17 protein-coding genes are annotated in these 16,493 nt (G+C 70.5%); 5 read left to right on the forward strand and 12 right to left on the reverse strand.

All coding sequences use genetic code 11. The features are described 5' to 3' along the window. Positions 1-59: 59 nt before the first annotated feature. The 6 genes from FHR33_RS18060 to FHR33_RS18085 form a co-directional block, all read right to left on the reverse strand. Positions 60-1,688, reverse strand: coding sequence for a molybdopterin-dependent oxidoreductase (locus FHR33_RS18060; RefSeq protein ID WP_183648938.1), 1,629 nt, complete (start codon positions 1,686-1,688; stop codon positions 60-62). A 64-nt stretch (positions 1,689-1,752) separates the two neighbouring features. After that, the gene (gene rdgB / locus FHR33_RS18065; RefSeq protein WP_183648941.1) at positions 1,753-2,340 is read right to left on the reverse strand and encodes an RdgB/HAM1 family non-canonical purine NTP pyrophosphatase; all 588 of its coding nucleotides are present in this window, start codon (positions 2,338-2,340) and stop codon (positions 1,753-1,755) included. Then, positions 2,337-3,056: a ribonuclease PH gene (rph, locus tag FHR33_RS18070; RefSeq protein WP_183648944.1), complete on the reverse strand. Its 720-nt coding sequence runs from the start codon at positions 3,054-3,056 to the stop codon at positions 2,337-2,339. The genes rdgB and rph overlap by 4 nt, the downstream gene beginning before the upstream one ends. A gap of 30 nt (positions 3,057-3,086) precedes the next feature. After that, positions 3,087-3,839: an MBL fold metallo-hydrolase gene (locus FHR33_RS18075; RefSeq protein WP_183648947.1), complete on the reverse strand. Its 753-nt coding sequence runs from the start codon at positions 3,837-3,839 to the stop codon at positions 3,087-3,089. Beyond that, complete coding sequence (gene murI / locus FHR33_RS18080) at positions 3,836-4,660, reverse strand: glutamate racemase (RefSeq protein ID WP_183648950.1); 825 nt, start codon at positions 4,658-4,660, stop codon at positions 3,836-3,838. The genes FHR33_RS18075 and murI overlap by 4 nt, the downstream gene beginning before the upstream one ends. Positions 4,661-4,720: 60 nt before the next feature. Continuing rightward, positions 4,721-5,512, reverse strand: coding sequence for a thioesterase family protein (locus tag FHR33_RS18085; protein WP_183648953.1), 792 nt, complete (start codon positions 5,510-5,512; stop codon positions 4,721-4,723). Positions 5,513-5,612: 100 nt separating this feature from the next. Between FHR33_RS18085 and FHR33_RS18090 the strand changes: the two genes are divergently transcribed. Then, positions 5,613-5,936 (forward strand): hypothetical protein, encoded by a 324-nt coding sequence (locus FHR33_RS18090; RefSeq protein ID WP_183648956.1) that lies wholly within the window; start codon positions 5,613-5,615, stop codon positions 5,934-5,936. A 99-nt stretch (positions 5,937-6,035) separates the two neighbouring features. Then, positions 6,036-7,916, forward strand: a complete 1,881-nt coding sequence (locus FHR33_RS18095; protein ID WP_183648958.1) for a DUF3352 domain-containing protein — start codon at positions 6,036-6,038, stop codon at positions 7,914-7,916. A 177-nt stretch (positions 7,917-8,093) separates the two neighbouring features. Here FHR33_RS18095 and FHR33_RS18100 read toward each other — a convergent pair whose 3' ends face one another. From FHR33_RS18100 to clpS, 5 genes are all read right to left on the reverse strand, one after another. Continuing rightward, positions 8,094-9,041, reverse strand: coding sequence for a PLP-dependent cysteine synthase family protein (locus tag FHR33_RS18100; protein WP_183648960.1), 948 nt, complete (start codon positions 9,039-9,041; stop codon positions 8,094-8,096). 529 nt (positions 9,042-9,570) lie between these two features. Then, positions 9,571-9,849, reverse strand: coding sequence for a MoaD/ThiS family protein (locus FHR33_RS18105; RefSeq protein WP_183648961.1), 279 nt, complete (start codon positions 9,847-9,849; stop codon positions 9,571-9,573). A gap of 196 nt (positions 9,850-10,045) precedes the next feature. After that, the gene (locus tag FHR33_RS18110; RefSeq protein WP_183648963.1) at positions 10,046-10,450 is read right to left on the reverse strand and encodes a M67 family metallopeptidase; all 405 of its coding nucleotides are present in this window, start codon (positions 10,448-10,450) and stop codon (positions 10,046-10,048) included. Between the two features lie 108 nt (positions 10,451-10,558). Then, positions 10,559-11,083, reverse strand: coding sequence for a DUF2017 domain-containing protein (locus FHR33_RS18115; RefSeq protein WP_183648965.1), 525 nt, complete (start codon positions 11,081-11,083; stop codon positions 10,559-10,561). Between the two features lie 10 nt (positions 11,084-11,093). Next, positions 11,094-11,387, reverse strand: coding sequence for an ATP-dependent Clp protease adapter ClpS (gene clpS / locus FHR33_RS18120; RefSeq protein WP_183648967.1), 294 nt, complete (start codon positions 11,385-11,387; stop codon positions 11,094-11,096). A gap of 46 nt (positions 11,388-11,433) precedes the next feature. Here clpS and FHR33_RS18125 point away from each other — a divergent pair, with 46 nt between their 5' ends. The 3 genes from FHR33_RS18125 (at position 11,434) to FHR33_RS18135 (ending at position 14,161) form a co-directional block, all read left to right on the forward strand. Continuing rightward, positions 11,434-12,717 (forward strand): nicotinate phosphoribosyltransferase, encoded by a 1,284-nt coding sequence (locus tag FHR33_RS18125; RefSeq protein WP_183660153.1) that lies wholly within the window; start codon positions 11,434-11,436, stop codon positions 12,715-12,717. A gap of 54 nt (positions 12,718-12,771) precedes the next feature. Further along, positions 12,772-13,341, forward strand: coding sequence for a nicotinamidase (locus FHR33_RS18130; protein WP_312895597.1), 570 nt, complete (start codon positions 12,772-12,774; stop codon positions 13,339-13,341). 127 nt (positions 13,342-13,468) lie between these two features. After that, positions 13,469-14,161 (forward strand): hypothetical protein, encoded by a 693-nt coding sequence (locus tag FHR33_RS18135; protein ID WP_183648972.1) that lies wholly within the window; start codon positions 13,469-13,471, stop codon positions 14,159-14,161. A 470-nt stretch (positions 14,162-14,631) separates the two neighbouring features. Here FHR33_RS18135 and FHR33_RS18140 read toward each other — a convergent pair whose 3' ends face one another. Further along, the gene (locus FHR33_RS18140) at positions 14,632-16,383 is read right to left on the reverse strand and encodes a DEAD/DEAH box helicase (protein ID WP_183648975.1); all 1,752 of its coding nucleotides are present in this window, start codon (positions 16,381-16,383) and stop codon (positions 14,632-14,634) included. Positions 16,384-16,493: the final 110 nt, after the last annotated feature.

The following is a 16,493-nucleotide window of genomic DNA, read 5'->3' on the forward strand; positions in this document are numbered from 1 at the left end:
AGGCGGCCGATCGCGCTCAGTCAGGAGCTTCGGAGATTTCCAAGGTGAAAGCAGGTCCCTCAGACCACCCGCACGCTGACGGAGTGCCAGCCGGTCGCGCCGTCGGGCGCGATGGGGGCCTGCTGCCCCGTCTGGGTACGGCCCGCGGCGTCGGTCGCCCTCACCTCGATGGTGTGCTCGCCCGCGGGGGCGTCCCAGTCGAGCGCCCACTGCCGCCAGGTGTCTGGCCCCGGCACCTGCGCCAGCCTCGCCCGCTGCCACGCGCCGCCGTCGATGCGCACCTCCACGGCCTCGATCCCGGTGTGCTGGGCCCATGCCACCCCCGCCACCGTCGTCCGGCCCGCCTGGACGGTCTGGCCCTGCTTGGGCAGGTCGATCCGCGACTGCGTCTTGATCGGCCCCTTCTCCGCCCAGCCTCTCGGCGTCCAGTAGGCCTTGTCGGTGTCGAACCTCGTCACCTTGATGTCCACGACCCACTTGGTGGCCGACACGTATCCGTACAGACCTGGCACGACCTGCCTGACGGGGAAGCCGTGCTCCACCGGCAGCGCCTCCCCGTTCATCGCGAAGGCGAACAGCGCGTCGCGGCCGTCCATCACCACGTCCACCGGGGTGCCGCAGGTGAAGCCGTCCGCCGACGTCGACAGCAGCATGTCGGCGTCGGCGCGCAGCCCCGCCTGCCTCAGGACGTCGGCCATCCGCACGCCTAGCCAACGCGCGTTGCCCACGTACGGCCCGCCGACCTCGTTCGACACGCAGGTCAGCGTGATGTCGGCCTCGGTGAGCGGCCTCCTGAGCAGGTCGTCGAAGGTCAGCTCGACGGGCCTGTCCACCAGCCCGTGGATGCGCAGCGTCCAGTCCTTCGGGTCGACCTGCGGGACGACGATGGCGGTGTCGACGCGGTAGAAGTCCTTGTTGGGCGTGACGAAGGGCGACAGGCCGTCGAGGCGCAGATCCGCTCCCCGGGGCAGCGGCGCGGCCGGAGTCGCCGGCCTGGGCAGGGCGATCTCCGCGCGCGCGGTGTCGCCCACCCTGCGCCCGGACAGCACCTGCCCCGCCAGCCCCGACGCGCCCGCCACCGCCAGCCCGCCCGCCACGCCGACCATCAGGCGGCGCCGGTCGAAGGCGTACAGCTGTGCCCCTGCCCGCATGACGGCGGGCCTTCCGGCCTCCGCAGGCTCTTCGGGGCCTGGACGGGCCGGGGAGCCTTCGCCGGCAAGGACATCGGTCCGCGCCTCCCCGGCCGGCGTGACCGCGCGGCCGAGCAGCAGCGTCAGCGCCCATGATCCGGCCAGCGCTCCCACCACCGTGGACAGGCCGTCGAGGGCACCCGCGTCGGGCCTGGTGAGCACCGCCAGCAGCCCCACGACGGCGAACAGGGCCAAGCCCGCCTGCCCGAGACGCACGCTCCGCCTGGACAGCACGCCGATCACCGCCGCCACCGCCGTCAGGACCACCGACACCCCGCCCACCAGAACGGTCTTGTCGCTCTCACCGAAGGTCCTGATCGCCCAGTCCTTCAGCGGCGCGGGCGAGAGGTCCACCACCGCGTCCGCCACGGCCACGACGGGGAAGGAGTCAGGCGCCAGCACCGCCGCGACCACGTAGGCGACGCCGAGCGCCACCGCCCCCGCGACCACACCGGCCAGCGCGCCCGCCCATGCGGGAACCACCTTGTTGCTGTCCACACCCCGACGCTACGCCGAGGGAGCGGAGGGAGATCTTACGGCCCTGTTACGAGGGGCCCCTCGGTCAGCTCAGCAGCGAGACGACGATGGGGGCCAGGGCGCGGAAGGCGCGGCCCCTGTGACTGATGGCGTCCTTCTCCTCGGCCGACATCTCCGCCGTCGTGCGCGACTCGCCGTCAGGCACGAAGATCGGGTCGTAGCCGAAGCCGTTGACGCCGCGGCGCTGCCTCAGCAGCCTGCCCTGGAGCACGCCCTCGACCACCCGCTCCTCGCCCGAGGGCAGCGCCAGCGCCGCCGAGCAGGTGAAGTGGGCGGTCCTGCGCTCGTCGGGGACGTCGGAGACCTGCGCGAGCAGCAGATCGAGGTTGGCGTCGTCGTCGCCGTGCCTGCCCGACCACCGCGCGGAGAAGACGCCCGGCATGCCGTTGAGCGCGTCGACGCACAGCCCCGAGTCGTCGGCCACGGCGGGCAGGCCCGACCCCTGGGCGACGGCGTGCGCCTTGAGCAGGGCGTTGTCGGCGAACGTCAGCCCGGTCTCGGCCACCTCGCCGATCTCGGGGAACTCCTCGAGACCGATCACGTCGAACCCGCCGAGGATGCGGCGCAGCTCGACGATCTTGCCCGCGTTGCGGGTCGCCAGCACGATCCTCATCGGCCCAGCGCCTCCTGCTGGTGGAGGGTGAGCTCCTCGCACCCGGCCACAGCCAGGTCGAGCAGCTGGTCGAGCGCCCGCCTGTCGAAGGGGGCGCCCTCGGCGGTGCCCTGCACCTCGACGAAGGTGCCCGACCCCGTCATCACGACGTTCATGTCGGTCTCGGCCGCGACGTCCTCGACGTAGCAGAGGTCGAGCATCGGCGTGGACTTGACCACGCCGACCGACACCGCGGCCACGGAGTCGACGAGCGGGTCGCCCGGGCACATCTTGCGCTCGCGCATCCACGCGACGGCGTCGGCCAGCGCGACGTAGGCGCCGGTGATCGCCGCGGTGCGGGTGCCGCCGTCGGCCTGCAGGACGTCGCAGTCGAGGACGATCGAGTTCTCGCCGAGCGCCTTGTAGTCGACGCAGGCCCGCAGCGAGCGGCCGATCAACCGGGAGATCTCGTGAGTGCGGCCGCCGATCCTGCCCTTGACCGACTCGCGGTCGTTGCGGGTGTTGGTCGCCCTCGGCAGCATGGCGTACTCGGCCGTCACCCAGCCCTGGCCGCTGCCCCTGCGCCAGCGCGGAACGCTGTCCTGGACAGAGGCCGCGCAGAGCACGCGGGTGCCGCCGAACTCGACCAGCACCGAGCCCTCGGCGTGGCCGAGCCACCCCCTGGTGATCTTCACGGGGCGGAGCTGGTCAGGTGTGCGTCCATCCTGTCGAGACATGCAGATCACCCTATCCCCGTGCAGGAACGGTCATGCCAGGGAGTACTCGGCGCCGGCGGCGGCCAGCTCGATCGGCCCGTCGAAGCCGCCGCCCGCGGCCTCCTCCAGCACCCTCGTGCTGTCGTTCCACGGCACCAGATGAGTCAGCACGAGCCTGCCGACCTCCGCCTTCGCCGCGTGAGCCGCGGCCTGCCGTCCCGTCAGGTGCAGGTCGGGTGTCAGGTCGGGGGCCTCGAGGAAGGAGGCCTCGCACAGCAGCAGGTCGGCGCCCTCGGCCAGCCTCACCAGCTCGTCGCACTCGCCGGTGTCGCCCGAGTAGGCGAGCGTCACGCCGCCGTGCGTGACACGGAAGCCGTAGGCCTCCACGGGATGGTTCACCAGTCCCGCGGTGATCTCGAAGGGGCCGACGGAGAACCGGCCGGGCGACAGGGCGGAGAAGGCGAAGGCGGTCTCGAGGCCGGGCTCCTCCGGCATGCCGTAGGCCGCGGCCAGCCTGCGCGGGGCGTCCGCGGGCGCGTGCACGGGAATGCGCGGGTACGGCGCGGCGGGACCGTACGTGCGGGCCACGTGGTAGCCGCAGATGTCGAGACAGTGGTCGGCGTGCAGATGCGACAGGCAGATGGCGTCGACGTCGTACAGGCCGATGTGGCGTTGGAGGGCGCCGAGGGAGCCGCTGCCGAAGTCGAGCAGCATCCTGAACCCCTCGGCCTCGACCAGGTAGCAGGAGGCGGGGCTGTCGGGCCCCGGGAAGCTGCCTGAGCATCCGACGATCGTGACCTTCATGAGGACCTCCCGTTCGAGGTGGTGCTACCCCCAACAGCGGCCCGCTCGACCGCGTCGATCTCGGGTCCGAGAAAACGCCTGCCCAGCTGGGCGAAGAGCGCGGAGTCGCCGGTCGCGCGGAAACGGTGCAGGGGGGAGGTGGCACCGTTGACGAGACCGCGGTCGTGCAGGATCCGGTAGACGTCCTTGGCCGTCTCCTCCGCGCTGGAGACGAGCGTGACGCCGTCCCCGGCGACGTAGGAGATCGCGCCGGTGAGCAGCGGATAGTGGGTGCAGCCCAGGATGAGGGTGTCGCATCCCGCCTCCTGGATGGGGGTGAGATACTCCCGCACGGCCTCGATGAGCTGCTCGCTCATCGTCTCGCCGCGCTCGACGTACTCCACCAGACGGGGTGCGGCCACGCCTGTGAGGCTCACGTCGGGGGCGGCGGCGAAGGCGTCGTGGTAGGCCATCGACTCGATCGTGGCGCGGGTGGCGATGACGCCGACCCTGCCGTTGCGCGTCGCCTTGACCGCGCGTCTGGTCGCCGGCTGGATCACCTCGACCACCGGCACGTCGTAGCGCTCCCGCGCGTCGCGCAGGACCGCCGCGCTCGCGCTGTTGCAGGCGATGACCAGCATCTTGACGTCGTGCTCCACGAGGTGGTCCATCACCTCCAGCGCGTACTTGCGAACCTCGGCGATCCGCTTCGGCCCGTATGGCTGGCGGGCCGTGTCGGCCACGTAGGTGATGGACTCGTGGGGCAGCTGATCAATGATCGCTCTGGCGACCGTCAGGCCGCCGACCCCGCTGTCGAAGATTCCAATGCTCGCGTCCGGCACGCTTCAGAGGGTAGGCGACCTGCGAGATCGCAACAGCGTAAGAATCCTCACACGGCGTTTTCAGCCCCTCCCGACGCGGGCGAGCTGCCGCGACTGCGCCACCAGCCGTCCCGCCGAGTCCCAGACCTCGACCTCCTCGTCGAACCAGCCGTCGGCGATGAGCCTGCCGCCCCCCAGCAGCGTGAGCCATCCGGGCGCGGGCAGCGCCCTCAGGTGCCAGGTCAGGTCGACGGTCGGAGCCCATCCGCGCAGCCCCGCCGAGAACACCACGGGCGGCAGGGCGTCGACCGCCAGCGCCAGCACGTAGGGGTCGGGGTCCTGGGGCTCGGCCATCCTGAAGTAGGCGCGCGCCTCGGGGCGCCCCGTCGGAGCGCCGTTGAGCCAGCCGATCGTGGGCGGGTCGAAACGCATCTCCATCTGCGCGTTCAGCGTCATGCCCGACTCGGGTCTGGGGTCGGGGAGCCTGACGCACTCGTCCACGGCCGGCATCGCCACTCCGGGCTCCTCCGCGTAGAGCGGCTCCACCGCGGTCAGCGTGGCGGTCGTGACCAGCGCCTCGAGCTGTGCCACGTCGTCCTGCACCAGTCTCGCCCTTGTGAACGCCGCCGTCCTGCCCGCCTTCACCTGTTCCACCACGACCTTGGCGGGGCCAGGCCTGGGCGAGCGCAGGAACTGCGTGGTCGTGCTCACCGGATGCTCGTGCGGGGAGGCGTCGACCACGGCCCGCAGGATCACCGCCATCAGGTAGCCGCCGTTGAGCGGACCGCCGATGGAGTAGCCGGGATCGAGGCACACGTCGTAGGTGCTCTCGTCGACCCTGATCGCCTGCGTCGCCTCGTCGAACTTCGTCATACCTGCTCCCGAACTAAGTTCTAGTGGCTCCATACTCTACGACATCTCGCCATCAGCGCGCCTACCTGCGGAAACACCCCCTGGGTGGAACAGTTGGATCATGAGTTTGACAGCCCTCATGGGGCAGTCGGTATGGGACGTGCACGGCGTCTGGGTCGGCCACGTCGTCGACGTCCGCGTGATCAGGACCAAATCGGAGTCCATGCAGAGCCACACCGTCATAGGCCTCGTGGTGTCGGCGATACGCGCTCCCTTCCTGCTCGGGATCACGCGCGACAGGCAGGGCAGGTGGGGCTGGCTCTCGGAGTTGCTGGCCAGGGTGGTCTACGCGGGATGCACGTTCGTCCCGTGGGAGAGCGTGGACTCCAGCGACACGGGCGAGGTGCATCTGAAGGCCATGCGCAAGGAGCTGACACGCGTCTAGCTGGATCACAAAACGGGCGTTTCAGTGCTTTGCAACCAGCGCTCTAGTCACATGCACTAACTTCTCAGTGGTCAATAAGTCCACTTTGTGAGTTGAGTGATGTCGGCGAATCTCCCCCCTGGCGGCCAGGACCCTGAGCGGACCACGGCCTACCGTTGGAATCAGGACCAGCCCCCGGCGCAGGGCGGTCAGCCGTACCAGCAGCCGTACCCTCCCCAGCAGCCCCCGTACGGGCAGCCCCAGCAGCCCCAGGGCCAGCAGCCCTACAACCAGCAGCAGCAGCCGTACCAGCAGCCACAGCAGCCGCAGTACGGGCAGCAGCAGGGCTACGGCCAGCAGCAGCCTGCCTATGGACAGCCGCAGCAGCCCGCCTACGGGCAGCAGCCCCAGTACGGCCAGCAGCAGCCGCAGTACGGGCAGCAGCAGAACCAGCAGCAGCAGTCGTTCTCCTACGGTGAGCAGACCGTGCAGGAGCCCGCGCCCTGGCAGCAGGGCTCCGAGGGCTGGGGCCCGCCGCAGCAGCCGCCCGCCAAGAAGAGCGGCAGGGGCTGGCTGATCGCCGGCATCGCCGCGCTCCTGGTGGTGCTCGTCGGCGGCGGCGGCGTCTGGGCCGCGGGCGCGTTCCTCGGCGGCGGCGGCACGCAGCCCCACGAGGTGCTGCCCGCCGGCGCGATGGCCTACGTGCGGCTCGACCTCGACCCCGCGGCCAACCAGAAGCTCGCGCTGTTCGCCCTGGCCAAGAAGTTCACCGTCACCAAGGACAGGATCACCGGCGACGACCCGCGCAAGGCGCTGTTCGACGCGGTCAAGGCCGACAGCGAGGACCTGGCGAAGGTCGACTTCGCCAAGGACGTCGACCCGTGGCTGGGCAGCAGGATCGGCATGGCCGTCCTCGCCCCCGCCGCCGCCGGTAAGGAGCCCGGCTTCGCCGTGGCCGTCCAGGTGAAGGACGAGGCACAGGCCAAGGCCGGCATCGCCAAGCTGATGGGCGAGGAGAAGTACGGCCTCGCCTTCCGCGACGACTACGCGATCATCTCCGCCGACCAGGCGAACGCCGACAAGCACGCCACCGGCCCGACCCTGTCCGAGAGCGCCGACTTCACCGGCGACCTCGACGCGCTGGGCGAGCCCGGCGTGCTGTCGATGTGGATGAACGCCGGCAAGGTCGCCGAGCTCGGTGGCGAGGCCCTGCCCGCGGAGAACCGGGCGATGCTGAAGAACGCCAGGTTCGCCGCGGCGCTCCGCTTCGACTCCGCCTACGCCGAGTTCGCCGGCATCGTCCGCGGCGCCGAGGCCATGGCCGTCGGCGACCCGCAGGCCGCCGACATCTCGACGCTCCCCACCTCCACGGTGGGCGCGCTGTCGATCTCCGGTATGGACGAGGCGATCACCAAGCAGTGGAGCCAGCTGCAGAAGAGCATGGCGGCCGCCCCCGACGGCGCCTCCTTCCAGCAGTTCGTGGACATGGCCCAGCAGAAGTACGGCCTGGCCCTGCCCGCCGACCTGGCGACGCTGCTCGGCAAGAACCTCACCGTCGCGCTCGACGGCGACGGCCTGGCGACCATGGGTCAGAGCGGTCAGCTGCCCAAGGTCGGCGTCCGCATCGTCACCGACCCCGCCAAGGCGCAGGAGGTCATCGGCAAGATCGAGAAGGCCTTCACCGACGCGGGCCAGCCCGCTCCGCAGATCGCCAAGGTCCCCGGCGACGGCACGCTGACGCTGGCGACCACGCCTGAGTACGCCAAGCAGCTGTCGGAGGGCGGCACGCTCGGCGACAGCGAGGCCTTCAAGACGGCCATCCCCGACGCTGCAAGCTCCACCTTCGCGCTCTTCGTCGACGTGGACAAGCTGGAGCCGCTCTACCTGAACAGCCTCTCCGGCGACGACCAGGCCAACGCCAAGGTCTTCAGCGCCGTGGGACTCAGCGGTAAGCAGAGCGGCGGCGAGGCCAGCTTCTCGCTCCGCGTCCTGTTCAACTAGCCCGTCCCGAAGGGGTCGCCGCCACGGATGGCGGCGACCCCTTCGTCATGTCCGCAGACCCGCTCGTCATGCTCGTAGGCCCGGTCGTCACGTTCGCAGGGTCAGTCGTCACGCTCACAGCCGGGCGTCATGCTCGTAGGCCCGGTCGTCACGTTCGCAGGGTCGGTCGTCAGGCTCTCAGGCCCAGAGTTGGCCCTCGAGGCGGTCCTCCGCCTCGTCGAGTGTGCCCTCGTAGGCGCCGGTCGACAGGTACTTCCAGCCGCCGTCGGCCACCACGAACGCGATGTCGGCCCGCACGCCCGCCTTCACCGCCTTGGCCGCCATGCCCAGCGCCGCATGGAGCGCCGCGCCGGTGGAGACGCCCGCGAAGATGCCCTCGGCCGCCAGCAGCTCCCTGGTACGGCGCAGCGCGTCCCCCGAGCCGACCGAGAAGCGCGTCGTCAGCACCGACTCGTCGTACAGCTCGGGGATGAAGCCCTCGTCCACGTTGCGCAGGCCGTACACCAGCTCGCCGTAGCGCGGTTCGGCGGCGACGATCTGCACGTCGGGACGGTGCTCGCGCAGGTAGCGGCCCACGCCCATGAGCGTGCCCGTGGTGCCGAGGCCCGCGACGAAGTGGGTGACGGTCGGCAGGTCCTGGAGGATCTCGGGGCCCGTGCTCTCGTAGTGGGAGCGCCAGTTGGCCGGGTTGCCGTACTGGTAGAGCATCACCCACGACGGGTTCTCCGCCGCGAGCTGCTTGGCCACCCTGACCGCCTCGTTCGACCCCCCGGCGGCGGGCGAGGAGATGATCTCCGAGCCCCACATGCGCAGCAGCTGGCGGCGCTCGTCGGAGGTGTTCTCGGGCATGACGCAGATCAGCTTGTAGCCCTTCAGCCTGGCCGACATGGCCAGCGAGATGCCGGTGTTGCCGCTGGTGGGCTCAAGGATGGTGCAGCCCGGGGTGAGCAGGCCGTCCTTCTCCGCCTGCTCGATCATCCACAGCGCGGGGCGGTCCTTGATCGACCCTGTGGGGTTACGGTCCTCGAGCTTGGCCCAGATCCGCACGTCGTCGGAGGGCGAGAGCCTGGGCAGTCCCACGAGCGGGGTGCGACCGACGGAGTCGATCAGAGAGTCAAAACGCATGATGTACGGCTTCCGCTTCGGCGTTCACAGGGATCTGGATGAAACGGGCCGCCGAACCTCGGCGCCCCTCGAAACCGCTCGTCTCCGGCGGCCAGGACCACCCCCAGGACCTCTGCCCCGGAGACCACGACCAACCCCGTCCCCTCGGCCCGAGACCTCGCGGCGGCCCCCGAACCCAGGATCCCGGGCTCCGACCCAGCGGGGCGCCGGTCCGGGGAGCTCGTAGCCCCAGAGCCCGCGGGCCCCAGACGCCGCATCCCGGAAGCCTGCGACCCTTGAAGACCTACGATCCCTGGAGACCTGCCGCCCCGAAGATCCACAGCTCGGAGAACCGCGGCCCGGAGAACCGCAGGTCCGAAGACCCTGCGGATCCGCGGCCTCAGCGGCCCGATGCGGGTGCGAAGACCCTGCCGGTCGCCAGGCGTCATGCTCCCAGCCCTCCCTGACCCAAGGAGCCGCTGTCCCGAAGACCAGCGACCCCGGAGACCTCCGGCCCGGCAGCCGGTCACCCGGCGGGCGGACGTGGGTGCTAGCGGGAGCCGCCCGCGACCGCGGGGAGCACGGTCACGGTGTCGCCGTCGGAGACGGGCGTGCCGAGCCCGCCCAGGAAGCGGACGTCCTCGTCGTTGAGATAGACGTTCACGAAGCGCCGCAGCGCCCCCTGGTCGACCAGACGGTCCTTGATGCCCGGGTGCTGGGCCTCCAGGTTGCTGATCAGCTCGTCGAGCGTGGCGCCCTCGGCGTCGACGGCTTTCGCGCCGTCGGTGTAGGTGCGCAGGATGGTCGGGATGCGAACCTCGATGGCCATCGCGGGTCAGTCTCCTCATTCATGTCGTCGTCCACCGGGCAAACACCGGTGAGGGAAAAGGGATTCCGTGGAACTGCCGGTCAGCGACAGTCGTAGACGACGACAGACGGAGTGTGCGCGAAGAGGAAGCTCTGCACAGGCCGGACCGTCATGGACAGCAGTTTACCCATGGCGCGAGCGGCATGGACTCGCCGTCTCACGTGATGGTCACCTCCTCCTCGGTGATCACCCCGTCGACGATGCGGTAGGACCGGAGCTCGACCTTCTCGCCCAGCTCCTCCCTGGTGGAGACGAGCACGTAGTGGGCGTCCGGCTCGGAGGCGTAGCTCACGTCGGTGCGTGAGGGGTAGGCCTCGGTGGCGGTGTGCGAGTGGTAGATCACGACGGGCTCCTCGTCGCGGTCGTCCATCTCGCGCCACACCCGCAGCTGCTCCATGGAGTCGAAGCGGTAGAAGGTGGGCGAGCGCTCGGCGTTCTCCATCGGGACGAACCGCTCGGGAACGCCACCACGCCCGGCGATCACCCCGCAAGCCTCGTCGGGGTGGTCGGCGCGGGCATGCGCAATGATCTTGTCGACAAGATCCTGCGAGATCGTCAGCATGGAGCAGAGAGTACCTGGGCCGCCAGAACCGCCTCGACGCCCGGTGCCGTGCCGCACGACGACCGGCCAAACCGCCACCCTCCCGGGTGACACGAGCCGCGCCCGGCCTCACCAGAGGGCGCGGACCAAGGTGTCCTGGAGGTAGGTCAGCCAGTCGTAGGTCACGAACGCCGGGTACCGGGGGTCGTCCTCGGACATCGTCGCGATCTCCTCGTGCACCTCCTCGGTCACCTCCAGCCGCGTGCCGAGCGCCAGCCGTACGTCGTTGAGCGAGCGCAGCCACGCCTGGGCCTGCTCGGCCGTGAGCTCCGTGCGCCCCGGATGGGCGGTGTCGAGCATCGTCTGGGCGTCGGCCCGCTTGCCGTCGCGCAGCGTCGCCTCGGTGTAGCGGCGGAACTCCCCCGCCTCGGTCTCGTCGGCGTAGGCGGAGGGGAAGAGCCTGGCCAGCACGGGATCGGTGGGCTGCTGCGCGGAGCCGATGCCGAGCGCCCTCTCCAGCGGGTCGTCACCGGTCTCGCCCGGCGCCACCAGGCCGAGCACCTGGGTCACCAGCGAGCGCAGGATCGAGACCTCCGCGGCCTCGAACTGCGCGATGACCCCACCGCCGTGACGGGATTTGAAGCCCGAACTCACCTGCACCACCTCACGAGAGCGAGTCCGACTGGAGCGTCGCCCAGAGGCCGTAGGAGTGAAGAATCTGCACATCGCGTTCCATCTCTTCGCGCGTGCCGCTCGACACGACGGCCTTGCCCTTGTGGTGGACGTCCATCATGAGCTTCTCGGCCTTCTCCTTGGAGTAGCCGAACACGGTCTGGAACACATAAGTCACATACGACATCAGGTTGACCGGGTCATTCCAGACGATCGTGACCCATGGCAGATCGGGCCGGACGTCCGATGAAGGACGCTCGACGGCGATTGGAGCGGTGCTACCCACATCCTCGAGTCTGCCCTATCTGGGCCGTAGTCTCGAACTCGTGAGAATGACCATGAGCACTGCGTTGCTCACAGATCACTATGAGCTGACGATGTTGCAGGCCGCCCTCCGCAGCGGCGCGGCCCACCGGCGGGCGGTCTTCGAGGTGTTCGCGCGCCATTTGCCTGGAGGACGGCGGTATGGGGTGGTCGCCGGCACCGGCAGAGTGCTGGACGAACTGCGGCACTTCCGCTTCGGTGAGGAAGAACTCGCCTTCCTCCGCGAGCACAGTGTCGTCGACGAGCCGACTCTGGCGTTTCTGGCCGATTACCGATTTTCCGGGAGCTTGTCCGGCTACCGCGAAGGCGACCTCTACTTCCCCGCCTCGCCGATCATGGTCGTGGAGGGTACGTTCGCCGAGGCCGTCCTCCTCGAGACCATGATCCTTTCCATCCTCAACCACGACTGCGCGATCGCCTCGGCCGCCTCCCGCATGACCAACGCCGCCGCAGGCAGGCCGCTCATCGAGATGGGCTCACGCCGTACGCACGAGAGGGCCGCGGTGGCCGCCGCCCGCGCCGCCTACATCGCCGGCTTCTCCTTCACCTCCAACCTGATGGCAGGGCGCGAGTTCGGCGTCCCCACGGCAGGTACGGCGGCGCACGCCTTCACGCTGCTGCACGACAGCGAGCGCGAAGCCTTCCAGGCGCAGATCGCCTCGCTCGGCGAGAGCACCACGCTGCTGGTCGACACCTACGACGTGCCCGACGCCGTACGCACGGCGGTGGAGCTGGCGGGGCCGAAGCTCGGCGCGGTCAGGATCGACTCGGGCGACCTGGCAGCCGCTGCCCAGGAGGTGCGCGAGCAGCTCGACGCGCTCGGCGCGTTCAACACCCGCATCCTGGTCACCTCCGACCTGGACGAGTACGCCATCGCGGCGCTGGCCGCCGCCCCCGTCGACGGGTACGGCGTCGGCACCTCCCTCGTCACGGGCTCCGGCGTGCCGACCGCCGCGCTCGTCTACAAGCTGGTGGCCAGGGAGACGGCCTCGGGCACGCTCGAGCCGGTGGCGAAGCGCTCGGTGGGCAAGCCGTCGCGCGGCGGCCGCAAGGAGGCCTTCCGCCTGCTGGACGAGCAGGGCAGGTTCGAGACCGAGGTGGTCACGACCTCGGGCGTCGCACCGGAGGGCGGGCTCCCTCTCCTGCACGAGCTGGTCGTGGACGGCGAGATCGTCGGAGCCGAGCCGCTGACCTCCGCCCGCGACAGGCACCGCGAGACGGTCGCCCTGCTCCCCCAGGACGCGCTCCACCTCGGCAGGGGTTACGCGGCCATCCCCACCGAGTTCGCCTGACCCGCTCGCCCCGCCCCTCTCCCCTCGCGCCCGGCCATGAGTAGGCTCGACGGTGTGAGCACCGCATTGATCATCGTGGACGTGCAGAACGACTTCTGCGAGGGCGGCAGCCTCCCCGTGTCGGGCGGCGCCGAGGTCGCGGCCGCGATCAGCGCGTACGTGGCCACGCACCCCTACGACCACGTGGTGGCCACCCGCGACTACCACGTCGACCCCGGCTCGCACTTCGCCGCCGAGCCCGACTTCGTCACCACCTGGCCGGCACACTGCGTCGCGGGCACGCGCGGCGCCGACTTCCACCCGGCCTTCGACACCTCGAAGGTGGAGGAGGTCTTCAGCAAGGGCGCCCACGCGGCGGCCTACAGCGGCTTCGAGGGCTCCTCTTCCGAGGGCGTCCCGCTGGCGGACTGGCTGGCGGGGCGGGGCGTCCAGACGGTCGACGTCGTCGGCATCGCCACCGACCACTGCGTCAGGGCCACGGCCATGGACGCGGTGGAGCAGGGTCTCGCCGTACGCGTGCTGCTCGACCTCACGGCCGGAGTGGCCAGGCAGACGACGGACACGGCGCTGGCGCAGCTCCGCGACGCCGGGGCCACCCTCGAGGGCGACCCGACCGTCCGCTGAGAGCACCTCCCGCGAGGTTAGACACCTCGCCACGCCCGGGTGATGTGATGGTCAAGGCGATGAGAACCGCCCGCTCCTGAACTACTACGGAGAGCCTGGAAGCTCATCCGACGTGTAGAGGACGCCCATGCTCGCCTTCGCTCTCGGCCTCGCCTGGCTCGTGCTGTCGCCTTTGTGCCTGTGGATCCTGGTGCGCGGCCGTAACCCGGCCCGTCTCGGCGCCGTGCTCACGCTGGTGGCGATGGAGGCGGCAACGGTGCTGATCAGCCAGGAGCGGGAGTCGCTCGTGGTGGTCGCCCACGACGCCCCCGCCGCCGCTCGTCGGCCCGCCGCCCCGGACTGCTCCGAGCGCGCTCCCGTGCCGCAGGCGGCCCGGCTGGGCAGGCGCCACGAACAGTTGAGGCTCTACTGGACGGCGGCGCCTGACGAGTGCGGCACCGCCGAGGTCCTCCTGCGCCGCAGGGGACGCGAGCTGAGGGTCTGGATAACCGAGGGCACCCCGCAGACCCGCCCCGTCCCGGCGACTCCCACTCACCCCGTTGACGCCCCTCAGACAGGCCACGCGACCCCGCCCCAAGCCCAGCTTCAGGACGCGTCCCGTGCCCAGGCTGGAAGCGCGTCCCGTGCCCAGCGTGAGGACGCGTCCCGTGCCCAGGCTGGACGCGCGTCGTCGATCCAGCGCGAAGGCGTCAGGACGGTTCCCGTCCACGTCGAGTACGGCACGGCCTCGCTGGCGCTCCCCCTCCACCACCTGCCCAGGCACACCCGCTACGTGACGGTGGACGGCCGCTCAGGCCGCCGCATCCCGCTGCAACGCTGACCCCCTGACCAGCCCCGCCGAACCGGACCGCCCGAACCGTTGAGCCGCAGAACCACCGAGCCGCCGAGTCGTTGCCCGTTGAGCCGTTGCGCGTTGACCCGTTGCGCGTTGACCCGTTGCCCGTTGAGCCGCCGAACCGCTCAGCTGTTTTAGCCATTGAGCCGCCCAGCCGTTCAGCCGTCCAGCCGTCCGGCGAGCACCGACCGCTGGGCGGTTAAGCGAGCCTGACGTGACGGCGAGCGCCGGAGTCCCGCTGGAGCACGCGTGAAGGACGGACGGCCACCGGTGACCCCGGTGGCCGCCACCACGCTGTGCCGTACGGAGGGGCCCAGGAGAGCCCCACCACACAGAGAAGCCGCGCCTTGAAGGGCGCGCCGTGGAGACAAACAGCCCGCACAGACACACCGCGCCGTGCGGAGAGACCGCGCCGTACAGGAAGGGTGGAGGTGCGGCCCGGTGCTGGGAGGAGCTCAGCGGGATCGCTGGGTGGCCCACTGGCGGATCTTGTCGATGCGCTCCTGGACCTGCTCCCCCGTCGCCTGGGCGATCGGCGGCCCGCCACACGCGCGGCGCAGCTCCGAGTGGATCACCCCGTGTGGCTGCCCCGTGCGGTGGTTCCACGCGCCCACCAGCCCGTTGAGCTCCTTACGCAGCTCGGCCAGCTGCTCGTGGGGCGACATGACCGGCTCCACGGGCTTCGGCGCGCGCCGCTTGGCCGCCTGCTGGTCGGCCTGGCGCTTGCGCAGCAGGGAGGCCACCTGGTCGGGCTCGAGCAGCCCCGGCAGGCCGAGGAAGTCCTCCTCCTCGGCGGAGCCGACCTCGGCCCCTGTGCCGAACTCGCCGCCGTCGAACAGCACCCTGTCGAAGGTGGCGTTCGTCTCCATGGTCTCGAACGGCAGCTCGTCGCCGAGGACGTCGGGGTTGTCCTGACGCCTGTTGGCGTTCTCGAGCAGGCTGTCGTCGAGGCCGTCCTCGGGCGGGCGCTTGTTGAGGACGTGGTCGCGCTCGAGCTCCATCTCGTTGGCCAGCCCCATGAGGGTCGGCACCGACGGCAGGAAGACCGAGGCCATCTCGCCCCGCTTGCGGGCGCGCACGAAGCGCCCGACCGCCTGGGCGAAGAAGAGCGGCGTGGAGGTGGAGGTGGCGTAGACGCCCACGCACAGGCGCGGGATGTCGACGCCCTCCGACACCATGCGGACGGCTACCAGCCACCGGTCCTGCGAGGCGGAGAACTGCTTGATCTTCTTGGACGCGCCGGGATCGTCGGAGAGCACGACCGTGGCGCCCTCGCCGGTGATGTTGCGCAGATGGCGGGCGTAGGCGCGGGCCGCCTCGTGGTCGGTGGCGATGACCAGGCCGCCCGCGTCGGGCACGCCGCGCCGCACCTCGGTGAGGCGGCGGTCGGCGGCCTGCATGACCTGGCGGATCCAGTCGCCCTTGGGGTCGAGCGCGGCGCGCCAGGCCTGGGAGAGCTGGTCCTTGGTGAGCGGGGTGCCGAGCGTGGCGGCGATCTCGTCGCCCGCTCTCGTGCGCCACTTCATCTCGCCGGAGTAGGCCAGGAAGATGACGGGGCGCACGACGCCGTCGGCCAGGGCGGGGCCGTAGCCGTAGGAGTAGTCGGAGACGCTGCGCTTGAAGCCCTCGGCGTCCTCGGCGTACTCGACGAAGGGGATGGGGCTGTCGTCGGATCGGAAGGGCGTGCCGGTGAGGTGGAGGCGGCGGGTGGCGGGCTCGAAGGCCTCGCGGATGCCGTCGCCCCACGACTTGGCGTCGCCCGCGTGGTGGACCTCGTCGAAGATGACCAGCGTCTTGCGCGCCTCGGTGCGCGCCCGATGCAGCGCGGGGTGCATGGCGACCTGGGCGTAGGTGACCGCCACGCCGAGGTAGTCGCGCGAGGTGCTGCCCTGGCTGTTCTTGAACTCGGGGTCGATCGCCATGCCGACCTTGCCCGCCGCGTCGGCCCACTGGCGTTTGAGGTGCTCGGTGGGCGTGACGATGGTGATCGCCCTGATCACGCCCTGGGTGAGCAGCTCGCTGGCGATGCGCAGCGCGTAGGTGGTCTTTCCCGCACCGGGCGTCGCGACGGTCATGAAGTCGCGCGGCTCGCTCCTGAAGTAGAGGTCGAAGGCCTCCTGCTGCCAGGCGCGCAGTTTGGGCGCGGTGCCCCAGGCAGCGCGGTCGGGATAGGAGGGCGACAGGTGGGATGCCGCGAACGTACTCACGCCATCACCTCTGGGACTCGTGTGCTTCGCTCTCTCACAGTGACCCAAGGGTAATCGGGGACACCGACAAGACGTGCCGTGCTAAGCGGATCCTGGCCAAGCTCACCTCT

Origin of the sequence: Nonomuraea dietziae (genome assembly GCF_014195505.1) — a bacterium.
Classification (GTDB): Bacteria; Actinomycetota; Actinomycetes; order Streptosporangiales; family Streptosporangiaceae; genus Nonomuraea; species Nonomuraea roseola.